Below are 21,304 nucleotides of genomic sequence, written 5' to 3' on the forward strand. Positions count from 1 at the left end.
AACGAAGGGTGTAGGGTGTAGGGTGTGGGGTGTGGGGTGTGGGGTGTGGGGTGTGGGGTGTGGGGTGTGGGGAGAATAAATAAAATAATCTCCTGACTCCTATCTCCTGACTCCTGACGACCGACTCCTAACCCCACCAACAAACTTTTTGCCGCAAACCCTACTTATGAGACTATTTCAATAGCGTAACCGATTGCTGTGCTAATAGGGCAGTACCATAGGCTGCTTGATCCTGTTGAGATAAAAGCACGGGAACCCCTAAATGACGCTGACGAATTATTCTCCAAGTCGAATTTTTTGCCCCACCACCGGCACTATAAACTCGCTCTAATTTATTGGCTCCCAATTCCTGTAAACGCTGATAACCTAAAGCTTCAATGCGGGCAATACTTTCTAGTAAACCATGCAAAAATTCTAGAGGATTATCGGGGCGAGGAGTCAGTTTTGCGGGTAAAAAAGGATCATTAATGGGAAAGCGCTCGCCCGCTTTTAGTAGAGGATAATAATCTAAATTACTTTCTTTTTGTCCATCTATTGCTAAACTATAATTTCTCAATTCTTCATGAGAAAAAAACTTCTTTAACACCGCTCCCCCCGTATTAGATGCCCCACCAGTTAACCACAAATTTCCTAAACGATGACTATAGATGCCATAGTTACTATCATCAACTTTCTGGCTACTTAATAATTTTAAGACTAAAGTTGAACCTAAAGATGTCACTGCATCCCCTAAAGAATTAGCACCACTGGCTAAAAATGCCGCTATGCTGTCGGTGGTTCCCGTATAAATTAAACAATCTTTCGGGATAGCAAAACGAGTCACTAAATCCGGTTTAATAGTATCGATCGCTGTACCCGGGGCAAAAATTTGCGGTAATAAATTAAACATCGGTAAATTCTCTAACCAATCGGGATAACAGAGATTTTCGAGATCATAACCTAACTTTAAGGCATTATGATAATCACTAATTCCCAGTTTACCATGCAGCAGAAATGCTAACCAGTCCGCTTGCGAGAGAAAATAACGCGCTTGCGAAAAAATTTCTTGTTCACTCCACCAAAGTAATTTAGCTAAACTAGAGGTGGCACTAATTACGGGATGGTGAGGGGGTGCTATAGCTTTAATTGCGTCTAAAAATGCAATTCCTCGCCCATCATTGTATAATATCGCCTCAGAAAGAGGATTACCCCAATTATCACATAATAACACCGTCGAGGAAGTACCATTAATAGCGATCGATTTAAGTTCTGAACGCACCGAATCCCCTAGATTATCCAATAAATAAAATAGGGCCTTTTGCCAATCCTGAAAATTGGCATTAGTGAAAGGATAATGAACCTCAGCGACGATATTTTTGCTAGAATCAATAGCAATCGCTCGCGCTCCCGATGTGCCAAAATCAATACCTAAAGATAAACCCATAGATGTCTTCACAACCCCCTCATTCTGGCTACCATTGGGATGGTATCACTTCCCGATTCTTTGAAGGTTGGTACTTCCGAGTCATGATTCCGCAATTAGCCGACGGATTCGCCTTTATGTATTCTATTCAAGACCCAAGCGGCGGTCAAGTCAATAGCGGCGGAGCAGTGCAAATTTTAGCCATAGAATCTAATTATCTTTGTCGCACTTTTCCCGATACGGATAAATTTTGGGCAAGTCATCAGGAATTAGCCATTATTCATTGGGGAAAAACTAACTTAAAAATCCGTCCCCGTCTGCTTTCTCCGTTAGATTTTTTTGAGTCTATTCGAGAAGGTTATCAAGCAACGGCACACCAGCAGCAAGGACGAATTTATGATCCCGTCACTGGAGAAATCTGTCAATGGGATTATCGCATTGAAACTAGGTACACTTGGGGAGATAACAAGCGTCCACCCCAAGCAACAGCAGGAATATTATCTTATTTACCGATTTTTGACCCGGGTTGGCAGATTTTAACTGCTCATGGTTTAGCAACGGGAATGATTACCCATCGGGGAAAAAATTATCAATTTGAGAATGTACCTTTTTATAGCGAGAAAAATTGGGGTTATTCTTTCCCCGAAAAGTGGTTTTGGATTAATTGTAATGCTTTCCCTGAAAATCCCGATTTAACCTTAACCGCAGTGGGTTCTACCCGGAAAGTTCTTAACTGGACGGAATCGGTGGGAATTATCGGTATTCACTGGCAAAATCGCTTTTATAAGTTTGATATCTGGAATTCTCAACTAACTTGGACAGTGCAACCCTGGGGATACTGGGAAATGAGGGCAACCAACGAGAATTATACCATTGTCTTAATCGGGATCAGTGACCATCCTCCCGATCGCGTGCGTGTACCCACGGAAAAAGGTCTCTCTTTTGCTTGTCAAGATACCCTCAAAGGTAAATTATCGATAAAATTGGCTGATAGTCGTGGTAAAATCCTTATAAATAGCTCTAGTCGTCTAGCTGGTCTCGAAATTGGCGGTATTTGGCCATCAGCTTGGATTAAACAGTGAGTTAAATCACCATGGCGACGGAAAAATGTGGAACGAACCACAGAGACACAAAGGACACAAAGATCGATCGCTACTATATAAGTCAAACTTATCACACAAAGAATAAGAGAGCCGGGGAACTTGTCACCACACTGGCAATTAGATATTTAATTATAACCACTTACTTAATAAAGATGATAATTATTTACTTTTCTATGATTTTATCTAATCTTTCCTGAATCAATAAAGCCATAGAAGAACGTAGAAAAAATAAACCAAATAACCCCGCTAAACTGAAGGGAATAATAGCTAGTTTGCTATAGTTGGTGTTTAATAAAAATATGGCTGAGATAATGCTAAATCCCAATAGACAGACATTGATTAATACTTTAATTCCCAGATAAATTCTTTTCAGAAGTCGCTCATTTTCGCGTGACTTAACTTGAAAAACTAAATTTCCTCGCTCGATTTTTTCCTCTAATTGACGGATCATTCTTTCGTTTTTATTACCTTTTTGCCATTGTTGTTGAAAAAAAGTGCGAGCTTGATTAGCTAGGGTAAGCATGGTGTTGGTAGTTCCTCCTGATACCGCTAGACTTTTCACAAAAGGTTGACTAGCTGCTAATAAATTATACTGGGGATCTAAAGAGCGGGCAATCCCATCCAAAGTGGTGACAGATTTAATAATAAAAGTCATTTGGGGAGGTAAGCGAAAAGGTTGCTGTTTAAACATTAAATACACTTGATCGCTAATTTGTTCAAAGACCCTCACATCTACCGGTTTATCGCGAAATTCATCTAAGAGAAACTGGACGATATTTCGCACGGGTTGCAGATCTCTAACGGGTTCAATTAAACCCATATACACCAGAGTTTTTAAGACTGTTTCCGTATCCTTTCTCAAGACAGCGAAAAAGGTTTCGATCATTTGATCTTTAGCGACGGACTTTAACTCGAACATCGTGCCAAAATCGTAGAAAATTAACTCCCCTTCCTGACTAACTGCCATATTACCCGGATGGGGATCCGATTGGAAAAAACCATCCTGTAATAGTTGTTTGAGATAGGAACAAATCCCCAGTTGAATAATCCCATCTACGTTAATACCATTAGCTAGTAAAGTCTCTCGATCATCCACTTTAATCCCGGGTACATACTCCAAAGTTAATACCTTGCGGGTGGTATATTGCCAGTAAACTAAAGGGACTTTTACTTGAGGATAATTCTTAAAATTTTCCCGAAAGCGATCGGCATTTTTGCCCTCATGAATATAATCAATTTCTTGAAAGAGTAGTTCAAAGAATTCTTGATAGATAGCTTCTAAATTATATTTTTTCACCACGGGTAAAATATTTAACCAACGGGTGAGACGATGCAACAATTCAAAATCGAGATTAAATAGTCCTTCTAGATTCGGTCTTTGTACCTTAATAACGACTTCTTCCCCACTTAATAACCGCGCTCGATGTACTTGTCCTAAACTGGCACAAGCGAGGGGAGACACGGTAAAACTTGCAAATAAATTATCTAGGGGTTGTCCTAATTCTGTTTCAATAACTCGGATCGCTTCTTGACTATTAAATTCGGGAACTCGATCCTGTAATTGGGTTAATTGTTCGATATATTCGAGCGGAATTAAATCTGCTCGCGTCGATAAAGATTGTCCAATTTTAATAAAAGTTGGTCCCAAATTCATGAGGCGATCAACTAACCATTTCGCTCTCCTTTGCCGTTTTTTGCCCCCATTAGCCCCCGTTAAACGATCCCAGAGCAAAAAAGTCAAAAACTGCGTTGTAAAGCTAAATATCTCCAATTGACGAACAATCGGCGATCGCAAGCTTTGCTGCCAATGTAAAGACTTCGAGGAATCAAAGGGAGTAAGCATCAGTTATCAGTTATCAGTTATCAGTTATCAGCAAAACCGATCTACAGCGTTTCTCGTCAAGGTGAAGTATAAATTAAACCTTGCCGAAGCAAGGATTCCAGTCGCAAAAATGTGCTTCATCTATCTGAGAAATGCTGTCAAGTGTTACCTTCCCGTTTCCGAATTCGCCGGTAAAAATCCTGATTTTCAGCTTTTAATCTCTGGGACGGGGTAAACCCAGATCTACCGCTAGACGATGACTGCAAGCAAAACCAGAAAAGGCCACCGCGTTTAATCCTTGACCGGGGAAGGTACTATCTCCCACACAATAAAGATTAGGAATAGCTGTGCGATTAAAGGGCATTCCTAATAAACCTAACAATTTTCTTCGAGGTATTGGGCCATAACTGCCATCGATTCTATTCAAAAAGCGGCGATGGGTGCGGGCCGTGCCAATTTCGATATAATCTAATCCTGTATCTAGTTTGGGAAAGAGTTTTTTCAGGCGCTCGATGAGACGATGAGCAGCGGCCTCTTTTTTCTGTTGATATTCTTGGGGAGGCAGTTTTTGCCATTGATCAATCCAGCTAGGGGTGAAAGTATGAATGATATGATGGTCCGGGGGTGCGAGGGAGGGATCGAGTAAGGTAGGAATAGAAACAAAGATAGTTCCCTGTTCTGCTTCCATATTTTCCCAATCTTCTAGTAAAATATGGTGACATTCGCTTCCTGATGGTAATACATCGGCCTTGACTCCCAGATGCAAACTCAGGAAACTGGGGGATTTTTGATAGCGTTTTTGCCATTTTTTTTCGCTACCCGGGAGAGATTCCGGGGGGAGTAGTTTCTCGAAGGTATCCCAACGGGTGGCATTAGAAACAATCTTTTTCGCGTAATATTCTTTACCATTGGTCAATCTTACCCCGATCGCCCGTCCTGCATCTAAAATAATCTTATTCACTCTCGCTTGATACTGGATTTCACCACCAGCTTTTTCCAATCCCGCGACTAACTTGAGAGCAATCTGTCCCACTCCCCCCCGGGGATAGTTAATTCCCCCGTAATGGCGATCGCTAAAGACCATCCCCGCATTAATCATCGGAGTGCGATCAGCGGGTACTACCGACCAACAGTAACATTCCATATCGATAAATTTCAATAATTTCGGGTCTTTAATATATTTTCTGGCCACATCTCCCGCATTTTGGGGTAAATACTTGACCAATCCCAAACAAGATAAAGGATGCTGGAAAAAAACCCTAGTCAGATAGCGGGGTTCTTCCAGCGATAGTAAATCCATACTATTGAGACAATTAAACACCTGCCAGCATTCATCGTAAAAGCGCCGGATACCAGTTTTTTCTGCGGGAAAATGGCTAATTAATTCCTGTAAAAATTGTTCGTAGTCGCGATGAACTTTTAGGTCTAATCCGTCCGGGAGATGATAATGGATCTGGACGGGATCGGCAATGGTTTCGATACTCATATCCACCGCTGCCAAAGCCTTGGTTAAGAGGTTAGTCGTCCCCTTTTTGCCAAAACCAAAAATCATCGAAGCACCCACATCAAAACGATAACCCTCTCGTTCAAAATAACCCGCGCTGCCCCCCGGAATCAGATAACTCTCTAAAACCAAGACTTTTGCTCCTTTTGCCGCTAATTGCGTCGCTGTCACCAATCCCCCGATTCCCGACCCAATCACGATCGCATCGTACTGATTACTCATAACTTGACTCGATAAATTTTTGCATCAATTCTTGATTGTAACCCTTGACTAGCGGTCATCTATCGGCTAGTTTGGGGGAGCAAAAAATTTTTGGGGAGCGATGAAAAGTTGCTAAAAGGAAAAAAGTCCGGCTCTCTTATTCTTTGTGTGATCTCGCGTAGCGAGCGCGTTGCGACCAGTTTAACTTACTCTAGAAGTGATCAATCTTTGTGTCCTCTGTGTCTGGAGTGGTTCCCTCCACTCCCTCGCCAGCAGGACTGTATCTTAGAATATATTTTGCCCACCAAACCTAAGAGAGCCAAAGTCTTGACAAATCCCGCCGCTTGACATAATTGGATTTAGGTGATATTATGTTGCGGAAAGACGGACAGTGCTACTGTTATAAAAAATATTGGCTCTTCTCGTTTGTGTATGGAAGAGAGAAGAATAGGGGTAGTTTTCCGTAAATATATTCTTCAAAGCCTTGCCTAGCAAGACTCGTCCGAATAATAAGCACTGATTACCAGACAAAGTCGAGAGGAGCCAAGTAATTTACCTTAAGATTAATTAATCAATTGGATAATGTATAGAAAACTGGCGAACAAAATCCTTAAATTGGCTAATTACCTATCTAGGTCATCGAAGCGATCTCTTTTAATGATCACCGACTGCCTTGTTTTTTGTCTAACCATCTATCTGGCCTTCTCTCTCAGGTTGAATCTGAGCCTCGAATATCGGGAAATTAGACCTTTTTTAGAGCCAATATTGGGCTTAATTGCCATTAAAACTCTAGTTTTCTATCTCAAAGGTATTTACCGTCCCGTAGTACGTTATACAGGATTAGAGTTTCTTTCCTCCGTACTGCAAGCGGTTCTCTATAGTTCAGGGTTTTTAATCATTCTGGCCTACTTTCAAGGGGATGCCTTTTTGCCGCGTTCAGTCCTGATTATCGACGCATTGTTAACCCTAGTATTGGTTATCGGGGTGAGATTGTTGATTCGTTCTGTCTTTCACCGTCTGAATATTTACGTCAGTAGTGTGGATAGAGAACCGACAATTGTTATCTATGGTGCGGGGGTTGTGGGCCGTCAATTGGCACGTTCCCTACAAAATGACCCCCACTATCGTTTATTGGCCTTTGTTGATGATAATCCCGATTTGCAGCACCGAGTGATCCAAGGCTTTAGGGTTTATCCCCCCTCTCAATTGGCACTACTGCACCAAAAAACAGCCTTTGACTGGGTTATTCTCGCTATTCCTAATGTAGCCAAGGCCAGAAAGCGGCAAATCATCGAAAGTCTAGAAACTTTACCCATCGACATTAAAACCGTTCCTCCCCTCTCAAAAATTTTATCGGGAGAAACGACCATCAATCAGATTCGCAGTGTCGATGTCTCGGAATTATTAGGACGGGAAGAAATTCTACCTCATCCCGAACTTTTGGGAAAAAATGTCACCGGTAAAGCGGTGTTAGTTACCGGGGGTGGTGGTTCCATCGGTTCGGAATTATGCCGACAAATCGCCTTCCTCAACCCAAAATGCCTGGTAATCTACGAATTAAACGAGTTTTCTCTCTACAAAATCGATCTTGATTTAAGTGAAAATTATAGCGATTTACGCAAGTATGCCTATTTAGGCAATGTTCTCGACCGCAATCATCTAGACCGAGTCATCCAACAACACCAGATTGAGACAATTTATCACACGGCCGCCTATAAGCACGTTCCCCTTGTGGAAGCCAATGCTAGTCAGGGGGTTTACACTAATGTTTGGGGTAGTTTAAATGTCGCTCAGACTGCGATCGAGAATTCAGTTAGTAATTTAGTTCTTATTTCCACCGATAAGGCCGTCAGACCGACTAACATTATGGGGGCCAGCAAACGCTGTGCTGAGTTAGTCGTGCAAGCTTTGGCCGCTTTACCCGACAGTTCCACCTGTTGCGCGATCGTCCGCTTTGGCAATGTTCTTGATAGTAGCGGTTCCGTGGTGCCGCGTTTCCGGGAACAAATCGCCCAACGTAAGAATATTACCCTCACCCATCGCGATATTATTCGCTATTTTATGTCTATTCCAGAGGCGGTGCGTTTGGTTATACAAGCAGGAGCCATGGCCCGAGGGGGTGAGGTATTCCTGTTAGATATGGGTGAACCGGTAAGAATTTACGATTTGGCCCTACAGATGATTCGTTTAAGTGGCTTGGAATTAGGGCAAGATATCGATATTGAAATCACGGGATTAAGACCGGGGGAAAAACTCTACGAAGAATTATTAATCGATACCGATAAAGCTCGTCCCACCGCTCACCCAAAGATTTTTTGCGCTAATGAACACTTTCTTGCTTGGGAGGAATTGCAAATCAAATTAGAGCAATTGCTTAATTCTATTCAAGTTAATGACCGTCAGGGCCTAGTTAAGTCCCTACAAGATTTAGTTCCCGAATACCGTCCCCCGCAGCAAATGGCAAGTAATTTGTCAAATCAAAAGTGAAAAAGAGGAGTTTTATCTCTCCTCTTGTTGCCAAAATTTATTAATCTAATTGAACCGAATGCTCTTGTTTTAATTGCTTTTGGATAGCTTTTACCGTCTGCTCAATTTTATTGATCCCGCGAGAAGAAGGGCGATTTATTCTATCAGCTAGAGGAGAAGTTTGTTGAATAGCAATGCTTAAATAAAGAGGAAAAGCGAGGGTAAAGGCTAAAAAAAGACGTTGTAACATAATCCACTCCCACAAAAGTTCTTCAGCGATTATTTTAGCCGGCTGAAACTTTTACCAGAATAACGACTAACTAGGAAAATTTCAGCCAGTTTGTGACAGTCCGGCAATTGGTGGGGCAATCCTAAAGAATTAGTGCTGAAACCCTCAACCCTAGACCGAGAGTCTGATACATTGATCTAAGAATATGATCGATCGCCCTATCTATGCATAAAATTCCAGTTACTGTGATCACGGGTTTTCTGGGTGCGGGAAAAACTACCCTCATCCGTCATCTACTGCAAAATAATCAAGGCCGCCGGGTGGCCGTTATGGTCAATGAATTCGGAGAGGTGGGAATTGATGGTGATTTGTTGAAAAGTTGTCAGACCTGCGACGACAACCCCAACGATAATATTGTGGAATTGACCAACGGTTGTCTGTGCTGCACAGTACAGGAAGAATTTCTCCCCACCATGCAGAAATTGCTGGAGCGACGGCAACAGTTGGATTGTATGCTGATCGAAACTTCCGGATTAGCTTTACCTAAACCTTTGGTTCAAGCTTTTCGCTGGCCGGAAATCCGCAACGGTGCGACGGTGGACGGAGTAATCACCGTGGTGGATGGTTTTGCTATCGCTAGGGGTCGTCTGGTGGCGGATTTAGATGCTTTAACGGCACAAAGGCAAGCAGACCCCAATTTAGAACACGAAACGCCTATTGAGGAGTTATTTGAGGATCAGTTAGCCTGCGCTGACCTGGTACTCTTAACTAAAACCGATCTCATCAGCGAAATTGAATTAGAAAAAATTATTAATTGGCTGAAAACACAACTGCGATCGACGGTAAAAATAGTTACTTGTGCCGATGGACAAATTAGCCCCGATGTGCTATTGGGATTTAATGCCGCCGTCGAGGATAATTTAGCTAGTCGTCCTAGTCATCATGATCACGAGGAAGAACACGATCACGATGAGGATATCAATTCTGTGCAGTTTTGCCTCGATTCTCCCGTAGATGCCCGAATTTTGACCCAACGGATCAAAGAATTGGTGGCCCGAGAAGAAATCTATCGGGTCAAGGGATTTGTTAATGTGGCCAACAAACCGATGCGTATGGTGTTACAGGGAGTCGGCGATCGCTTTGATTCTTTCTTTGATCGACCCTGGCAATCCACGGAAACGCGGCAAACTCGCTTGGTCTTTATCGGCCGCTCCCTCGATAGTCAGAGAATCGAGCAGGCCTTAACTAGGGTTTGCTGAAGAAGTTTTTCCTGGGGTTAGGGTGTGGGGTAGGGAGATTATTTTTATTTATTCTCCCTTCTCCCCCTCTACAATAATTACTCGCAGCCAGAAATACGTTGGGTACTATCATACTTTGTGCTTTTTGTCAAAAAAACTTTTTTTTTGCAATAAAACTACACAAAAAAAAGATCATCGTTATGGGTGAAATTGACTGATTTGACCGTCTTAATTAGGATCACTTTCTAGGTGTGGCAAGGGTTTCAACTATTGCTGCCTAAAAAAGCACAAAATAACCCATTATGAAATTCTATCAAATCGCTGTAACCCTTGTAACATCGTTGTTAAATAAAAATCTTTCTCAATTAATTCTTAAGAATTTGTAAATATTGCGGAATGTTAATTTAAATATTCTCAAGTTTTTGCAGTCAATAAATAATTTTTGCTTATCTTTGATCAACAGAGGCAGTCCCAATGAAAAAATTTTCACCCCCACAGATGAAAGAGGTTTCTTTCCCCACACCCCACACCCTACACCCCACACCCCACACCCCACTGAAAAAGCTCCGGCGCTCGATCGCCCGGATAGATGGTCGGGGATTTGGGTTAGGGTAGTAAAAGATACAGATTACCCACCCTTCCAGACCAACAATTATGACGAACACCAGTAACCCGCTGCTTGCCGGTCAAGGATTACCGGCCTTTGACCAAATCCAACCCGGCCTGATTGTCCCTGGGATGACGCAACTTTTGCAGGAACTGGCCAGAGAATTAACCGAACTAGAAGCGCAGATTACCCCCACCTGGGAAAAATTAGTCGAACCCCTCACCCGGATCGAAGAACGTTTAAGCTGGAGTTGGGGGATTATCGGTCATCTGATGGGGGTAAAAAATAGCCCGGAATTGCGTCAAGCTTACGAAACCGTACAACCACAGGTAGTCGAGTTTATTAGCCGTTTAAGCCAAAGTAAACCCATTTATGAAGCATTTTTGTCCCTGCGTCAAGGGGAAAGCTGGGGGCAATTAGACGAGGCACAACAGCGCATTGTCGAAGCTTCCCTGCGGGATGCCCAATTGGCCGGGGTGGGATTGGTAGGGGAGAAAAAAGACAGATTTAACGCAATTCAACTGGAATTAGCGGAAATCACCACGAAATTTTCTAATAACCTCCTCGATGCCACCAAAGCTTTTCAACTGAAACTAACAACCCCAGAAGATATCGCCGGTTTACCCCCTAGTCTCCTCAGTTTAGCCGCCCAAACCGCCCGCACCCAAGGGGAAACTAACGCCAGCAACGAAACTGGCCCCTGGGTGATTACCCTCGATTTTCCCAGTTATTTCCCCTTTATGAAGTACAGCGATAATCGGGAATTGCGCGAAAAACTCTATAAAGCCTACGTTAGTCGGGCCGATCTGGGAGAATTGGATAATAATCCCTTAATCGATCGCATTTTGCAACTTCGTCAGGAACAGGCCCATCTTTTAGGTTATAGTACCTACGCCGAGGTCAGTCTTGCCCGGAAAATGGCCAATTCTGTGGATGAAATCGAGAAATTGCTTGACAATTTGCGCCAAGTAAGCTATGAAGCGGCAAAACAGGATTTAGAGGCCTTAAAAACTTTTGCGGGAACCGACGATCTCAAGCATTGGGATATAGCCTATTGGTCAGAAAAACAGCGTCAGGCCAAGTTTAACTTTAGTGCCGAGGAATTACGCCCCTATTTCCCCCTACCACGGGTTTTAGAAGGCATATTTAGCCTCGCTAAACGGATTTTTGGGGTAGAAATTATCGCTGCCGACGGTAAAGCACCTATCTGGCATCCCGATGTGCGTTATTTCCAGATTAACGACGAAAAGGGCGAAAAAATCGCCTATTTCTACCTCGATGCCTACAGTCGTCCCGCCGAAAAACGCGGCGGTGCTTGGATGGATGTCTGTATCGGTCGGGCCAAAACCGGCACCGAGGTGCGTTTACCTGTGGCTTATTTAATCTGCAATCAAACGCCTCCAGTGGACGGAAACCCCAGTTTAATGACCTTTGAGGAGGTAACTACCCTATTTCACGAATTTGGCCACGGTTTACAGCATATGTTAACCACTGTGGATTATTCCGGCGCGGCGGGTATTAATAACGTTGAGTGGGATGCGGTGGAATTGCCCAGTCAATTTATGGAAAATTGGTGTTATGATCGCCCTACTTTAATGAGTATGGCCAAACACTACCAAACCGGTGAAACTCTCCCCGAACATTACTATCAAAAACTGCTCCTAGCTAAGAATTATATGAGCGGTTCGGCTATGCTGCGTCAGTTACATTTGTCTTTAGTAGATTTGGAATTACACCATCGTTATCAACCCAATGGCAGCGAAACTCCTAAACAAGTCAGACAGCGTTTAGCGGCGACGACGACGATCATTCCTCCCCTACCGGAAGATGCTTTCTTGTGTTCTTTTGGACATATTTTCGCTGGCGGTTATGCGGCGGGTTACTATAGTTATAAATGGGCAGAAGTCCTCAGCGCCGATGCTTTTGCCGCTTTCGAGGAAGTGGGATTAGATAACGAAGAAGCAGTGAAAGCGATCGGTCGTCGTTTTCGCGACACTGTCTTAGCTATGGGGGGAAGTTCCCATCCTATGAATGTTTTTAAAGCTTTCCGCGGTCGTGAACCTAGTACCGAACCTCTCCTCCGTCATAGCGGCTTATAAAAGTAGCCAAACACTTTTCTTTGTGGTGCGTTACGGTAATATTTAGCTCTTGATTTTTTCCCTAAAAACAAGGGATTGTCTGACGCACCCTACTTGACTACTTAACATTTTTTCATAAATAGGCTCTCAAACTTGCTGTAAAAATAGACAATGATAGGTTACAATACTATTGTTCTATACATCACCAATCTAGCCTTTGATAAAATTTATGGAATCATCTACTCTACCGATTCATAATCCAGCCGAACGTTTATTAATTATCCTACAAAGATGTTCTCCAGACGAAACTGACGAATCAGTTCAAGCAGTTTTAGCAAGAGCAATGGAAGTGAAAAATGACACTGATTCTGTTCAGAAAGGGTTGATTCAATTACTACAGCTTATTTATCACATAGAAGATCAACTACAATATTTTCCTTCAAGAAAACAGTCTTCCTATAAAGAACTTATGGAACAAATTAAGGATGAATTAATTAGTGTATTTTCAAGACTTGAAATGTCTTGGTCAAATTCTTTCTTACAGCCATTAAACTCTCCTGACTGGTACGCTCTACATTGGCTTCCTTCTTGTGTAGAAGATTTTGAGGAAATATATTTAAGCAAAGAGGATTTGAACAGGTTAAGGGAAGAAATCTTAGGTTTAATTCAAATGATTGAAGATAGCAAAATTACGCAAGAGTTTAAACAATTTCTGCTGATTAAATTAAATGAAGTCCTAGAAGCTCTTAACAAATTTTACATCGTTGGCTATAATGGTCTTCGCAAGGAAATTTTGGCTACTCTGGCTGAGTTGAGAATTAATGAAGTCGAAGGCGAAGATAGAGAAACTAAGAAAAATGTATGGCAAAAATTACATGAATTTTTAACAAAAATAGTTCCAGAAAAAGCACAAAAGATTAATCCGCCAATTAGTCTCCCTGTCAATGTTTATAAGCTGGTAGAAATGATCACCAATCATAATATTTTGCCTCCAGGTAATTAACAAAAAAGGGTTGCTATCATATTTAAATCTTAGATTTTGGTGTGTTACGCTTCGCTAACACACCCTACTGTATATTTTTATTAAGAATTATCCTTCCTTTGTAACATTAACTCTTAATTCTTAACAAATTACCCTAGATTCTCAGAGAAAAACTGATTATAATAAAGGGAACTGAACAGAACTGCTCGATCGATAGATAACTGATTAATTAAAGTTTTATTACTTTTGATGGCCTAGTATTAAGAGAAGTAAATTTATTCTTGATCGCCCCCTGAAAGTGAGAAGAAATAGTTTTAATAAACAAAGAGTTTTCAACTTGGCAAAAATCCTCTGGGAGAAATACACATGGAAGTTATAACCGAGACAATTAACCCAACTTCGATCGAACGGGAACCGATCCATCTCTATAACCGAATTCAACCGCACGGGGTGCTTTTAGTTCTCAGCGAACCGGAGCTAAAAGTCAGCCAAACTAGCAGTAATAGCCGCAGTTTATTGGGCATTTCTCCGGGGGAAATTATCGGTAAAACCCTAGAGGAAATCTTCGATCCCTTTCAGATCGATCCTCTAAAATCAGCCATAGAAAATAACGATTTTGATGCTCTCAATCCTGCCAAAATTTGGGCGCGGGTTAAAGGGGATGATTTTGCCGTCTTTGATGCTATTTTCCACCGTAACGCCGAACAAATGCTGATTTTAGAGTTAGAACCAGCTATTTCCTATGAAAACATTCCTTTCCTGAGATTCTATCACCTAGCCAAAACTTCGATCGATAAACTTGAAGCCACCCGTAGCCTGAAAGATTTCTGTAATATCATCGTTAAAGAAGTCAGAAAAATGACAGGATTCGATCGAGTTATGTTATACAAATTCGACGAAGAAGATAACGGTGATGTGATAGCAGAAGACAAAATAGAGCAACTAGAACCCTATCTCGGTTTACGTTATCCCGCTTCCGATATACCTCTCCCGGCACGAAATTTATTAAGTGCTAATTGGATTCGACAGATTCCCGATGCTACCTCTGAACCCGTCGATCTAGTGCCTAGTCTTCACCCCGAAACCCAACAACCCTTAAATTTAACCCTGTCCAGTCTTAGAAGTGCTTCTCCCTGTCATTTAGAATACCTGCATAATATGGGAGTGGGAGCATCTCTAACCATTTCTTTGATTGAAAATAAACGTCTCTGGGGCATTATTGCCTGTCATCACCGCACCCCTAAATATGTACCCTACGAACTCCGTAAAGCTTGTGAGTTCTTAGGAAGAGTAATTTTCTCGGAAATATCGGCACGGGAAGAAACCGAGGATTATGACTATCGAGTAAAATTAAATTTTGTGCAATCGCAATTAATCGATTATATGGCGGAAGCTAATAACTTTATTGATGGATTAATTGCCCATAAACCGAATCTGCTCGATCTAACTAAAGCCACGGGAGCCGCTATTTGTTTAGGTGGTAACTATACCTTAATTGGAGTAACACCGAGCGAAGAAGAAATAAACTATCTGATTACTTGGCTAGAAAAAAACGTCCATGAAGATGTTTACTATACCAATTCCTTACCGCGAATTTATGCCGATGCGGGTAAGTTTAAAGACATTGCCAGTGGTTTACTAGCAATTCCCATTTCTAAACGTAATTATCTCCTCTGGTTTCGTCCGGAAGTAATTCAAACCGTGAACTGGGGTGGTGATCCGGGTAAAGCGATCGAAACGACTGCCATAGATGGTGATATTCGTCTCTGTCCGCGTAAATCTTTCTCCCTCTGGAAAGAAACTGTTCGTCTCAAATCTTTACCCTGGAAAGCAGTAGAAATTAACGCCGCACTAGAATTACGAAAAGCGATCGTAAATATCATCTTAAAACAAGCCGATGAATTGGCACGTTTAGCGCGGGATTTGGAACTATCAAACGCCGAATTAAAAAAATTCGCCTACGTCGCTTCCCACGATTTACAGGAACCCCTCAATCAAGTCGCCAACTATGTGCAGTTGCTAGAAATGCGCTACACCGAAGAACTGGACGAAGATGCTAAAGAATTTATTACTTTTGCCGTCGAAGGTGTCAGCTTGATGCAAACATTAATAGATGATGTGCTGGCTTACTCAAAAGTGGATATGCAGGCGGTAGAGTTTAATACCATCGATGCTAATCTGGCACTGGAAAAAGCTCTCGCTAACCTGAAAGGGAGAATTCAAGAAAGTCAAGCTATAATCACCGTTGATCCTTTGCCAATTGTTATGGCAGATAAAACCCAGTTAATGCAATTGTTCCAAAATCTTATCGGTAATGCCATTAAATTCCGGGGAAAAGCAACTCCCACTATTCATATTGCTGCCCAACGTCAAGAGGAGGAATGGCTGTTCTCTATCAGCGATAATGGAATTGGCATCGATCCCCGATTTTCCGAACGCATTTTCGTAATTTTCCAACGACTGCACACCCGCGACGAGTACCCCGGCACAGGTATGGGTTTGGCGATTTGTAAGAAAATTATCGAGTGTCATCGCGGACGAATTTGGGTAGAATCCCAATTAGGTAAAGGAGCGGTTTTCTATTTTACAATTCCCCTAGGAGGTAACGAGCGTGAGCGCTGGCGAGGACGTGCCACACAAAATTATCTTATTAGTGGAGGACAGTAAAGCTGATATTCGCCTCATCCAAGAGGCATTAAAAACTAGCACCGTCCCGCATGAATTAGTTATCGTTAGGGATGGTGTCAACGCCATGGATTATCTGCGTCGAGAAGGGGAGTATCTCGATTCTCCTCGTCCTAATCTGATTCTTCTCGATCTGAATTTGCCAAGAAAAGACGGACGGGAGGTATTAGCGGAAATCAAAAACGATCCCAGTTTAAAAAGAATTCCTGTGGTGGTTTTAACCACTTCTCGCAACGAGGAGGATATTTTTTATAGCTATGAACTGCACGTTAATTGTTATATAACCAAGTCGCGCAATCTCAACGATTTGTTCAAAATTGTCAAAAATATCGAGGCTTTTTGGTTAGAAACCGCTACTTTACCTGGGGAGTGAATCATTATCAGTGATCAGTTATCAGTGATCAGTTATCAGTTATCAGGAGTCGGTCGTCAGTAGTCAGGAGTCAGGAGGCAGCTTTATTCTCCCCACACCCCACACCCCACTTCCTAACTTCCCAAATCTCTTTAACTCTTGATTAAACAATGGGACTCTCGCAGGATATAAAAGTTCTTTTAATCGAGGATAATTTAGCCGAAGCTCGATTATTAAAGGAAATTCTTAAGGGTAATGAAAAAAAAGAATTTCATCTGGTTAATGTGTCAAGATTATCGGAGGCAATTTCTCTTTTAAAACAAACAAATTTTGATGTAATTTTATTAGATCTAACTTTACCAGATAGTCAGGATTTGGAATCCTTAGCTCCCCTTTTAATTACGGCTCCGAAATTACCAATCGTGGTTTTAACTAATACTAATGATGATAATTTAGCTTTGGCAGCACTACGTCAGGGAGCGCAGGATTATTTAATTAAAAGAGAAGTAAGTTTAGAAATTTTAACTCGATCGCTATGTTATGCGATCGAGCGAAAACAGATGGAGGAAGCTTTACGAGAATCGAACGAAGCTTTAAAAATGAGCGTGATTGAACGCACTAATCAACTGGAAAAAGCTCAGGAATTAAATCAGTTAAAAACTGAATTTGTTTCCATGTTATCTCACGATTTTCGCAATCCTTTAAATAAAATTTTACTCTCGGCTGGATTATTAGAAGAAAGTCGCGATCGGTTGACAAAAGATCAGCAAGTTAGCTATTTTCGCATGATTCGATCGGCCATTAAAGACATGGATCAATTGCTCACAGAAGTGTTATTAATTGGTAGGGCCGATTCCGGGAGATTATACTGTCAATTTGATCCGGTGGATTTGCTCGATTATTGTCAGAAATTGGTAGAATCTTTTATGGTTAAGCCAGAAAAACAATCGGCAATTATTTTCCAAATTGAGGGCAGCTTAGAAAGAGGACTTTGGGATGTTAATTTAATTAAACATATCTTGACAAATTTACTGGGAAATGCTATCAAATATTCACCACAGGGAAACCCCGTAGAATTTAAGATTATTGTCGAATCCGAGCAGGTAGTCTTTAAAATTATCGATCGAGGCATTGGTATTCCCAGCAAAAATCAAGAAAATTTATTTAAACCTTTTTATCGCGGTAGCAATGTCGATAATATTCAAGGAACGGGATTAGGATTAGCCATTGTCGGACGCTGTGTGGAAGCGCACAAAGGACAAATTTACATAGAAAGTGAGGAAGGAAAAGGCACAAAGATCACGGTGATTCTACCGATTATTACCGATATTGAACACCTAAATTGAGATCAACAATAGGGTGGAACCACAATTTTTTTTTCTGCTGCCCCTCTCCCCTAGGGTTGATTCATAGTAGGGTTGATTCATGAATCAACCCTACCTCTCCCCTCTCCCTGCTCCCCTTCCATAGGATTGAGGATCACCCTGAGCGTTCATCCGATCGAGTGATTTTGCGGAAAAGTGTTAAAAAAGATTGCTGTTTGTAAAGACAACTGTTACCGTGGGTTCAAGAGTGCGCTTTGAAGGAGGAAAAATCCCATGCACCCTAACCTATCCATCTATCCCCCGATTGCTTCGCTACTTATGTAGGGCATAGATGCACAAATCAAAGATTTCAGAAGCAAAACCAATAAATTTCTGTACTGTTGCTTAAAACAGGAGTTTGATCATGAAATTACAGGGAAAAACAGCCCTAGTCACGGGGGCATCCCGGGGCATTGGACGAGCGATCGCCTTAGAATTAGCCCGACAAGGTTTAAGCAGAATTGTGATTGTTGCCAGAGATCAAGAGCGATTAGACAAACTAGCCAAAGAAATTGAGTCCCTAGGGGTCATTGCCACACCTTTAGCCCTAGATTTAACCGAAAATGACCTTGTTAGTCCTTCAATTATCCGCGTTTGGCAAGAATGTCGTGGCATTGATATCCTCGTTAACTGTGCCGGTATTGCCCATCAAACCCCCTTTCTGCGATCGCAATTTTCGCAAGTGCAAGCAGAAATATCTTTAAATCTGATGGCCATGTACACAGTTACTCGCTTAATTGCCCGCCGGATGGCAATTCGGGGACAGGGAACCATCGTCAATGTTTCCAGCATGATGGGTAAAATTGCCGCTCCTAGCTTTGCTACCTACTCAGCCACCAAATTTGCCATTTTGGGTTTTAGTCAGGCTCTCAGGTCGGAATTACGGGAACACAACATCAAAGTTGTCACCCTCTTACCCTCTTTAACCGATACGGATATGGTGCGAGAATTGCAGTTATTTCGATGGTTAAAGCCGATGAGCGCCGAAGAAGTCGCCCAAACCCTAATTACCGGGTTAAATAGGGAAAAAACGGAAATTGTCGTCGGTTGGCAAAGTCATCTAGCTCTTTGGTGTCAAAAATTGGCCCCGAAACTGCTGGAGAAAATTGTCGATTTAGCCTCTCCCTTGCGCCAAAGCAAAGGAAAGCGAGGATGGCGAGAAGTGTTTAACTAGGGTTTAATTAAATCCATCAGGGTGAGCCATGCTCACCCTAATCACCTTAACCAACAGGCAATTAAACGGCTGTCAGGGTTTTTTCTAGAAGTTGTCGGGGAGCTTGAACCGAACCACGGCAGTGGATTTCGGCAGAATTATTGGGACTTTCAATTAGTTTAACTTTATCTAATTCGGCTCCTAATTGGCGGATCCGTTCCTCCAATAGTTGAGCGATATGTAAGGCAATATTTTCCGCGGTGGGAACCACTTCGGCAAAGTAGGGAATATCCTTATTTAAAAAAGTATGATCGAAGGGTTCTACTACCAATTCATCGATCGCTTTTTGTAAATCTCCTAGATCCACAATCATACCGGTGCGGGGATCAATTTCTCCCGCCACGGATACTTCTAGGTGATAATTATGACCATGACCGTTTACCCTGGCGCATTTGCCGTAGATTTCCGAGTTTTGTTCGAGGGTTAATTGCGGTAAAGCCAAACGATGAGCGGCACTAAAATGGGTTTTGATAGTTAAAGTTGCTTCCATATCTTTTCCTTGATATTCTGCCCACAATTCGGGGTGTTCAAATAGTTGAATTTTGACCAATGGTAAATAGGGTGCTAATCTTTGCCAGATAACTCTAGCGATATTTTCTGTGGTGGGTAGGGTTTGCTGAAATTCCGGCCAGACTTGATTGAGATAGGAGTAGTCTAATTGACTGGTTATCTCTCGTTTAATTACCTGTTTCACGGTGGAGAGATTCTCCACCATGCCATAAAGATTGAGTTCTTTGTATAGGGAGACGTATAATTCGTAATTGTGACCATGACCGGGAAAACGGCTACCAAGACCAAAAAGTCTTTGATTTTCGGCTTCGTCCCATTCTGGTAGATAATAGCGATGGCTGGCTGAAAACCGCGCTCGACGATTGATGATGCAATCCATAAATGTGGGCGATCGATGACTTTGTAAAGTTACGTTAAGGTAACTCTTTCTAGCATAAACCAGTTTTGTCCCCCCCAGCTTGCAGACTGGGGAAAGTTATCCCTCAATTCTGGTATGGTGCGATCGCTGTGAGTCTATATTGAGATTTTGCTATTTTTAAATATTCCGCTAGTTTCTGTTGAATTTTTTTCTTTTTTCTGGGTCTTGTGGCCATTCTAAACTGGATTTTACCCCAATATAAACCTATTTCTTTTTTTAGATGTTTGTGACTTGATAACTACTTAAGTAGATAGGTATTAAAAACTTTCAGATCCCCCCGCCTATCGGCACCCCCCTTATCAAGGGGGGCAGGGGGGATCGAACCTAAAATCCATTTTTAATTTAATTATAACCAGCTACTTAACTCGATTCGTTATTCTTGATTATTGTCAGTAATAATCGCTAAAATTGCCAGTTGATGGAGAGAATAAACGGCCTTCTTGAGTGCCGCTCTCTGTTTTTTCAAGACTAGGATACCAAAAGTATTGACAAATAGACAGCTTTGCTGTAAATTTGCTGGTGATAATCCTATAATTAGTCGCTCCGTAAGGATAACAGCTAAAACTAAAAAACTATTCAGGATTAAGAATCATTTATGAAAGCGATCGTTTTGACCTGCGATAAGTACATTAAATTTGCTGATCACATGATTTATACTTATCAAAAATTGTGGCCAAGTAATCCTTTTACTTTTCGTGTTCCCTACGACAATTATCCTGAGAACTTAGCAAAATATGGCGATAAAGTGGAGTTAATTCCGATGGACTGTTCCAAGATCAGGGATACGGTTTTAAATCTCTTAAAACACTTGCCTGATGAAGAATGGATTTATTGGTGCATGGATAATCGTTACCTGATCCGAATTCAAGAAGAGGCGGCTAATGATATCTACAATTTTGTTATCAATAACACCGAGTCCGATCTCCTAACAGTTCTCTGCCTGCGCCACCTTAAAGGTGGTTATACCAATTCTCTAAATACCAACTACAGATAGAGCATCCAGGATATAACCTCGTCCAACAATTGAAGCAATTACCTCTTTGTTCATTTCTTCGAGTCGTTGACCAATTAACAAACGTAATTCCTCTAAGTCTCTAGGTAGTTTCCATCTCAATCCTTTTTTTAGATAT

The 21,304-nt window shown here is 41.8% G+C and carries 16 protein-coding genes; 11 read left to right on the forward strand and 5 right to left on the reverse strand.

Annotation, left to right across the window (positions count from 1 at the left end; translation table 11 throughout):
* Positions 1-172: 172 nt before the first annotated feature.
* The gene (locus H6G40_RS19445; protein WP_190538164.1) at positions 173-1,423 is read right to left on the reverse strand and encodes an FGGY-family carbohydrate kinase; all 1,251 of its coding nucleotides are present in this window, start codon (positions 1,421-1,423) and stop codon (positions 173-175) included.
* Positions 1,424-1,425: 2 nt separating this feature from the next.
* On the opposite strand from H6G40_RS19445, the gene H6G40_RS19450 reads away from it, so the two are divergent.
* Positions 1,426-2,484: a tocopherol cyclase family protein gene (locus tag H6G40_RS19450; RefSeq protein WP_002731633.1), complete on the forward strand. Its 1,059-nt coding sequence runs from the start codon at positions 1,426-1,428 to the stop codon at positions 2,482-2,484.
* Positions 2,485-2,668: 184 nt separating this feature from the next.
* On the opposite strand, the gene H6G40_RS19455 is transcribed toward H6G40_RS19450, so the two are convergent.
* Positions 2,669-4,348, reverse strand: a complete 1,680-nt coding sequence (locus H6G40_RS19455) for an ABC1 kinase family protein (protein WP_190538165.1) — start codon at positions 4,346-4,348, stop codon at positions 2,669-2,671.
* A 193-nt stretch (positions 4,349-4,541) separates the two neighbouring features.
* Positions 4,542-6,053, reverse strand: coding sequence for a carotenoid isomerase (gene crtH / locus H6G40_RS19460; RefSeq protein WP_069475014.1), 1,512 nt, complete (start codon positions 6,051-6,053; stop codon positions 4,542-4,544).
* A 636-nt stretch (positions 6,054-6,689) separates the two neighbouring features.
* On the opposite strand from crtH, the gene H6G40_RS19465 reads away from it, so the two are divergent.
* On the forward strand, positions 6,690-8,519 hold the full coding sequence (locus tag H6G40_RS19465; RefSeq protein ID WP_069475015.1) for a polysaccharide biosynthesis protein: 1,830 nt from the start codon (positions 6,690-6,692) through the stop codon (positions 8,517-8,519).
* 40 nt (positions 8,520-8,559) lie between these two features.
* On the opposite strand, the gene H6G40_RS19470 is transcribed toward H6G40_RS19465, so the two are convergent.
* Positions 8,560-8,748: a hypothetical protein gene (locus H6G40_RS19470; protein WP_002732804.1), complete on the reverse strand. Its 189-nt coding sequence runs from the start codon at positions 8,746-8,748 to the stop codon at positions 8,560-8,562.
* A gap of 203 nt (positions 8,749-8,951) precedes the next feature.
* On the opposite strand from H6G40_RS19470, the gene cobW reads away from it, so the two are divergent.
* The 8 genes from cobW (at position 8,952) to H6G40_RS19510 (ending at position 19,207) form a co-directional block, all read left to right on the forward strand.
* Complete coding sequence (gene cobW / locus H6G40_RS19475) at positions 8,952-9,986, forward strand: cobalamin biosynthesis protein CobW (protein WP_002732696.1); 1,035 nt, start codon at positions 8,952-8,954, stop codon at positions 9,984-9,986.
* A 368-nt stretch (positions 9,987-10,354) separates the two neighbouring features.
* Complete coding sequence (locus H6G40_RS24235) at positions 10,355-10,636, forward strand: hypothetical protein (protein WP_422613706.1); 282 nt, start codon at positions 10,355-10,357, stop codon at positions 10,634-10,636.
* Positions 10,620-12,671, forward strand: a complete 2,052-nt coding sequence (locus H6G40_RS19485) for a M3 family metallopeptidase (RefSeq protein WP_069475017.1) — start codon at positions 10,620-10,622, stop codon at positions 12,669-12,671. The genes H6G40_RS24235 and H6G40_RS19485 overlap by 17 nt, the downstream gene beginning before the upstream one ends.
* A 208-nt stretch (positions 12,672-12,879) precedes the next feature.
* Positions 12,880-13,653, forward strand: a complete 774-nt coding sequence (locus H6G40_RS19490; RefSeq protein ID WP_069475018.1) for a hypothetical protein — start codon at positions 12,880-12,882, stop codon at positions 13,651-13,653.
* A gap of 345 nt (positions 13,654-13,998) precedes the next feature.
* Positions 13,999-16,299 carry a sensor histidine kinase gene (locus H6G40_RS19495; protein WP_069475019.1) on the forward strand — a complete coding sequence of 767 codons (2,301 nt, stop codon included), beginning with the start codon at positions 13,999-14,001 and terminating at the stop codon, positions 16,297-16,299.
* Positions 16,244-16,690: a response regulator gene (locus tag H6G40_RS19500; protein WP_002758488.1), complete on the forward strand. Its 447-nt coding sequence runs from the start codon at positions 16,244-16,246 to the stop codon at positions 16,688-16,690. Before H6G40_RS19495 ends, H6G40_RS19500 begins: the two co-directional genes overlap by 56 nt.
* A 149-nt stretch (positions 16,691-16,839) precedes the next feature.
* Entirely contained in the window at positions 16,840-18,015 is a 1,176-nt protein-coding gene (locus H6G40_RS19505; RefSeq protein ID WP_069473898.1) for a hybrid sensor histidine kinase/response regulator, read from the forward strand.
* 382 nt (positions 18,016-18,397) lie between these two features.
* The gene (locus H6G40_RS19510) at positions 18,398-19,207 is read left to right on the forward strand and encodes an SDR family NAD(P)-dependent oxidoreductase (RefSeq protein WP_002777481.1); all 810 of its coding nucleotides are present in this window, start codon (positions 18,398-18,400) and stop codon (positions 19,205-19,207) included.
* Between the two features lie 61 nt (positions 19,208-19,268).
* Here H6G40_RS19510 and H6G40_RS19515 read toward each other — a convergent pair whose 3' ends face one another.
* On the reverse strand, positions 19,269-20,135 hold the full coding sequence (locus H6G40_RS19515) for a 6-pyruvoyl trahydropterin synthase family protein (RefSeq protein WP_002734811.1): 867 nt from the start codon (positions 20,133-20,135) through the stop codon (positions 19,269-19,271).
* Between the two features lie 634 nt (positions 20,136-20,769).
* Between H6G40_RS19515 and H6G40_RS19520 the strand changes: the two genes are divergently transcribed.
* Positions 20,770-21,168 carry a hypothetical protein gene (locus tag H6G40_RS19520; RefSeq protein WP_002732662.1) on the forward strand — a complete coding sequence of 133 codons (399 nt, stop codon included), beginning with the start codon at positions 20,770-20,772 and terminating at the stop codon, positions 21,166-21,168.
* The last annotated feature ends 136 nt before the right edge of the window (positions 21,169-21,304 follow it).

It is taken from the genome of Microcystis viridis FACHB-1342 (assembly GCF_014698335.1).
Classification (GTDB): Bacteria; Cyanobacteriota; Cyanobacteriia; order Cyanobacteriales; family Microcystaceae; genus Microcystis; species Microcystis ichthyoblabe_A.

Excerpts from the sequence above, each read along its gene's own strand:
- crtH (WP_069475014.1), bottom strand. The coding sequence starts at position 6,053 with ATGAGTAATCAGTACGATGCGATCGTGATTGGGTCGGGAATCGGGGGA.
- H6G40_RS19455 (WP_190538165.1), bottom strand. The coding sequence starts at position 4,348 with ATGCTTACTCCCTTTGATTCCTCGAAGTCTTTACATTGGCAGCAAAGC.
- H6G40_RS19490 (WP_069475018.1), top strand. The coding sequence starts at position 12,880 with ATGGAATCATCTACTCTACCGATTCATAATCCAGCCGAACGTTTATTA.
- H6G40_RS19505 (WP_069473898.1), top strand. The coding sequence starts at position 16,840 with ATGGGACTCTCGCAGGATATAAAAGTTCTTTTAATCGAGGATAATTTA.
- H6G40_RS19520 (WP_002732662.1), top strand. The coding sequence starts at position 20,770 with ATGAAAGCGATCGTTTTGACCTGCGATAAGTACATTAAATTTGCTGAT.
- H6G40_RS19465 (WP_069475015.1), top strand. The coding sequence starts at position 6,690 with ATGATCACCGACTGCCTTGTTTTTTGTCTAACCATCTATCTGGCCTTC.
- cobW (WP_002732696.1), top strand. The coding sequence starts at position 8,952 with ATGCATAAAATTCCAGTTACTGTGATCACGGGTTTTCTGGGTGCGGGA.
- H6G40_RS19510 (WP_002777481.1), top strand. The coding sequence starts at position 18,398 with ATGAAATTACAGGGAAAAACAGCCCTAGTCACGGGGGCATCCCGGGGC.
- H6G40_RS19495 (WP_069475019.1), top strand. The coding sequence starts at position 13,999 with ATGGAAGTTATAACCGAGACAATTAACCCAACTTCGATCGAACGGGAA.
- H6G40_RS19450 (WP_002731633.1), top strand. The coding sequence starts at position 1,426 with ATGTCTTCACAACCCCCTCATTCTGGCTACCATTGGGATGGTATCACT.
- H6G40_RS19515 (WP_002734811.1), bottom strand. The coding sequence starts at position 20,135 with ATGGATTGCATCATCAATCGTCGAGCGCGGTTTTCAGCCAGCCATCGC.
- H6G40_RS19485 (WP_069475017.1), top strand. The coding sequence starts at position 10,620 with ATGACGAACACCAGTAACCCGCTGCTTGCCGGTCAAGGATTACCGGCC.
- H6G40_RS19445 (WP_190538164.1), bottom strand. The coding sequence starts at position 1,423 with ATGGGTTTATCTTTAGGTATTGATTTTGGCACATCGGGAGCGCGAGCG.
- H6G40_RS19470 (WP_002732804.1), bottom strand. The coding sequence starts at position 8,748 with ATGTTACAACGTCTTTTTTTAGCCTTTACCCTCGCTTTTCCTCTTTAT.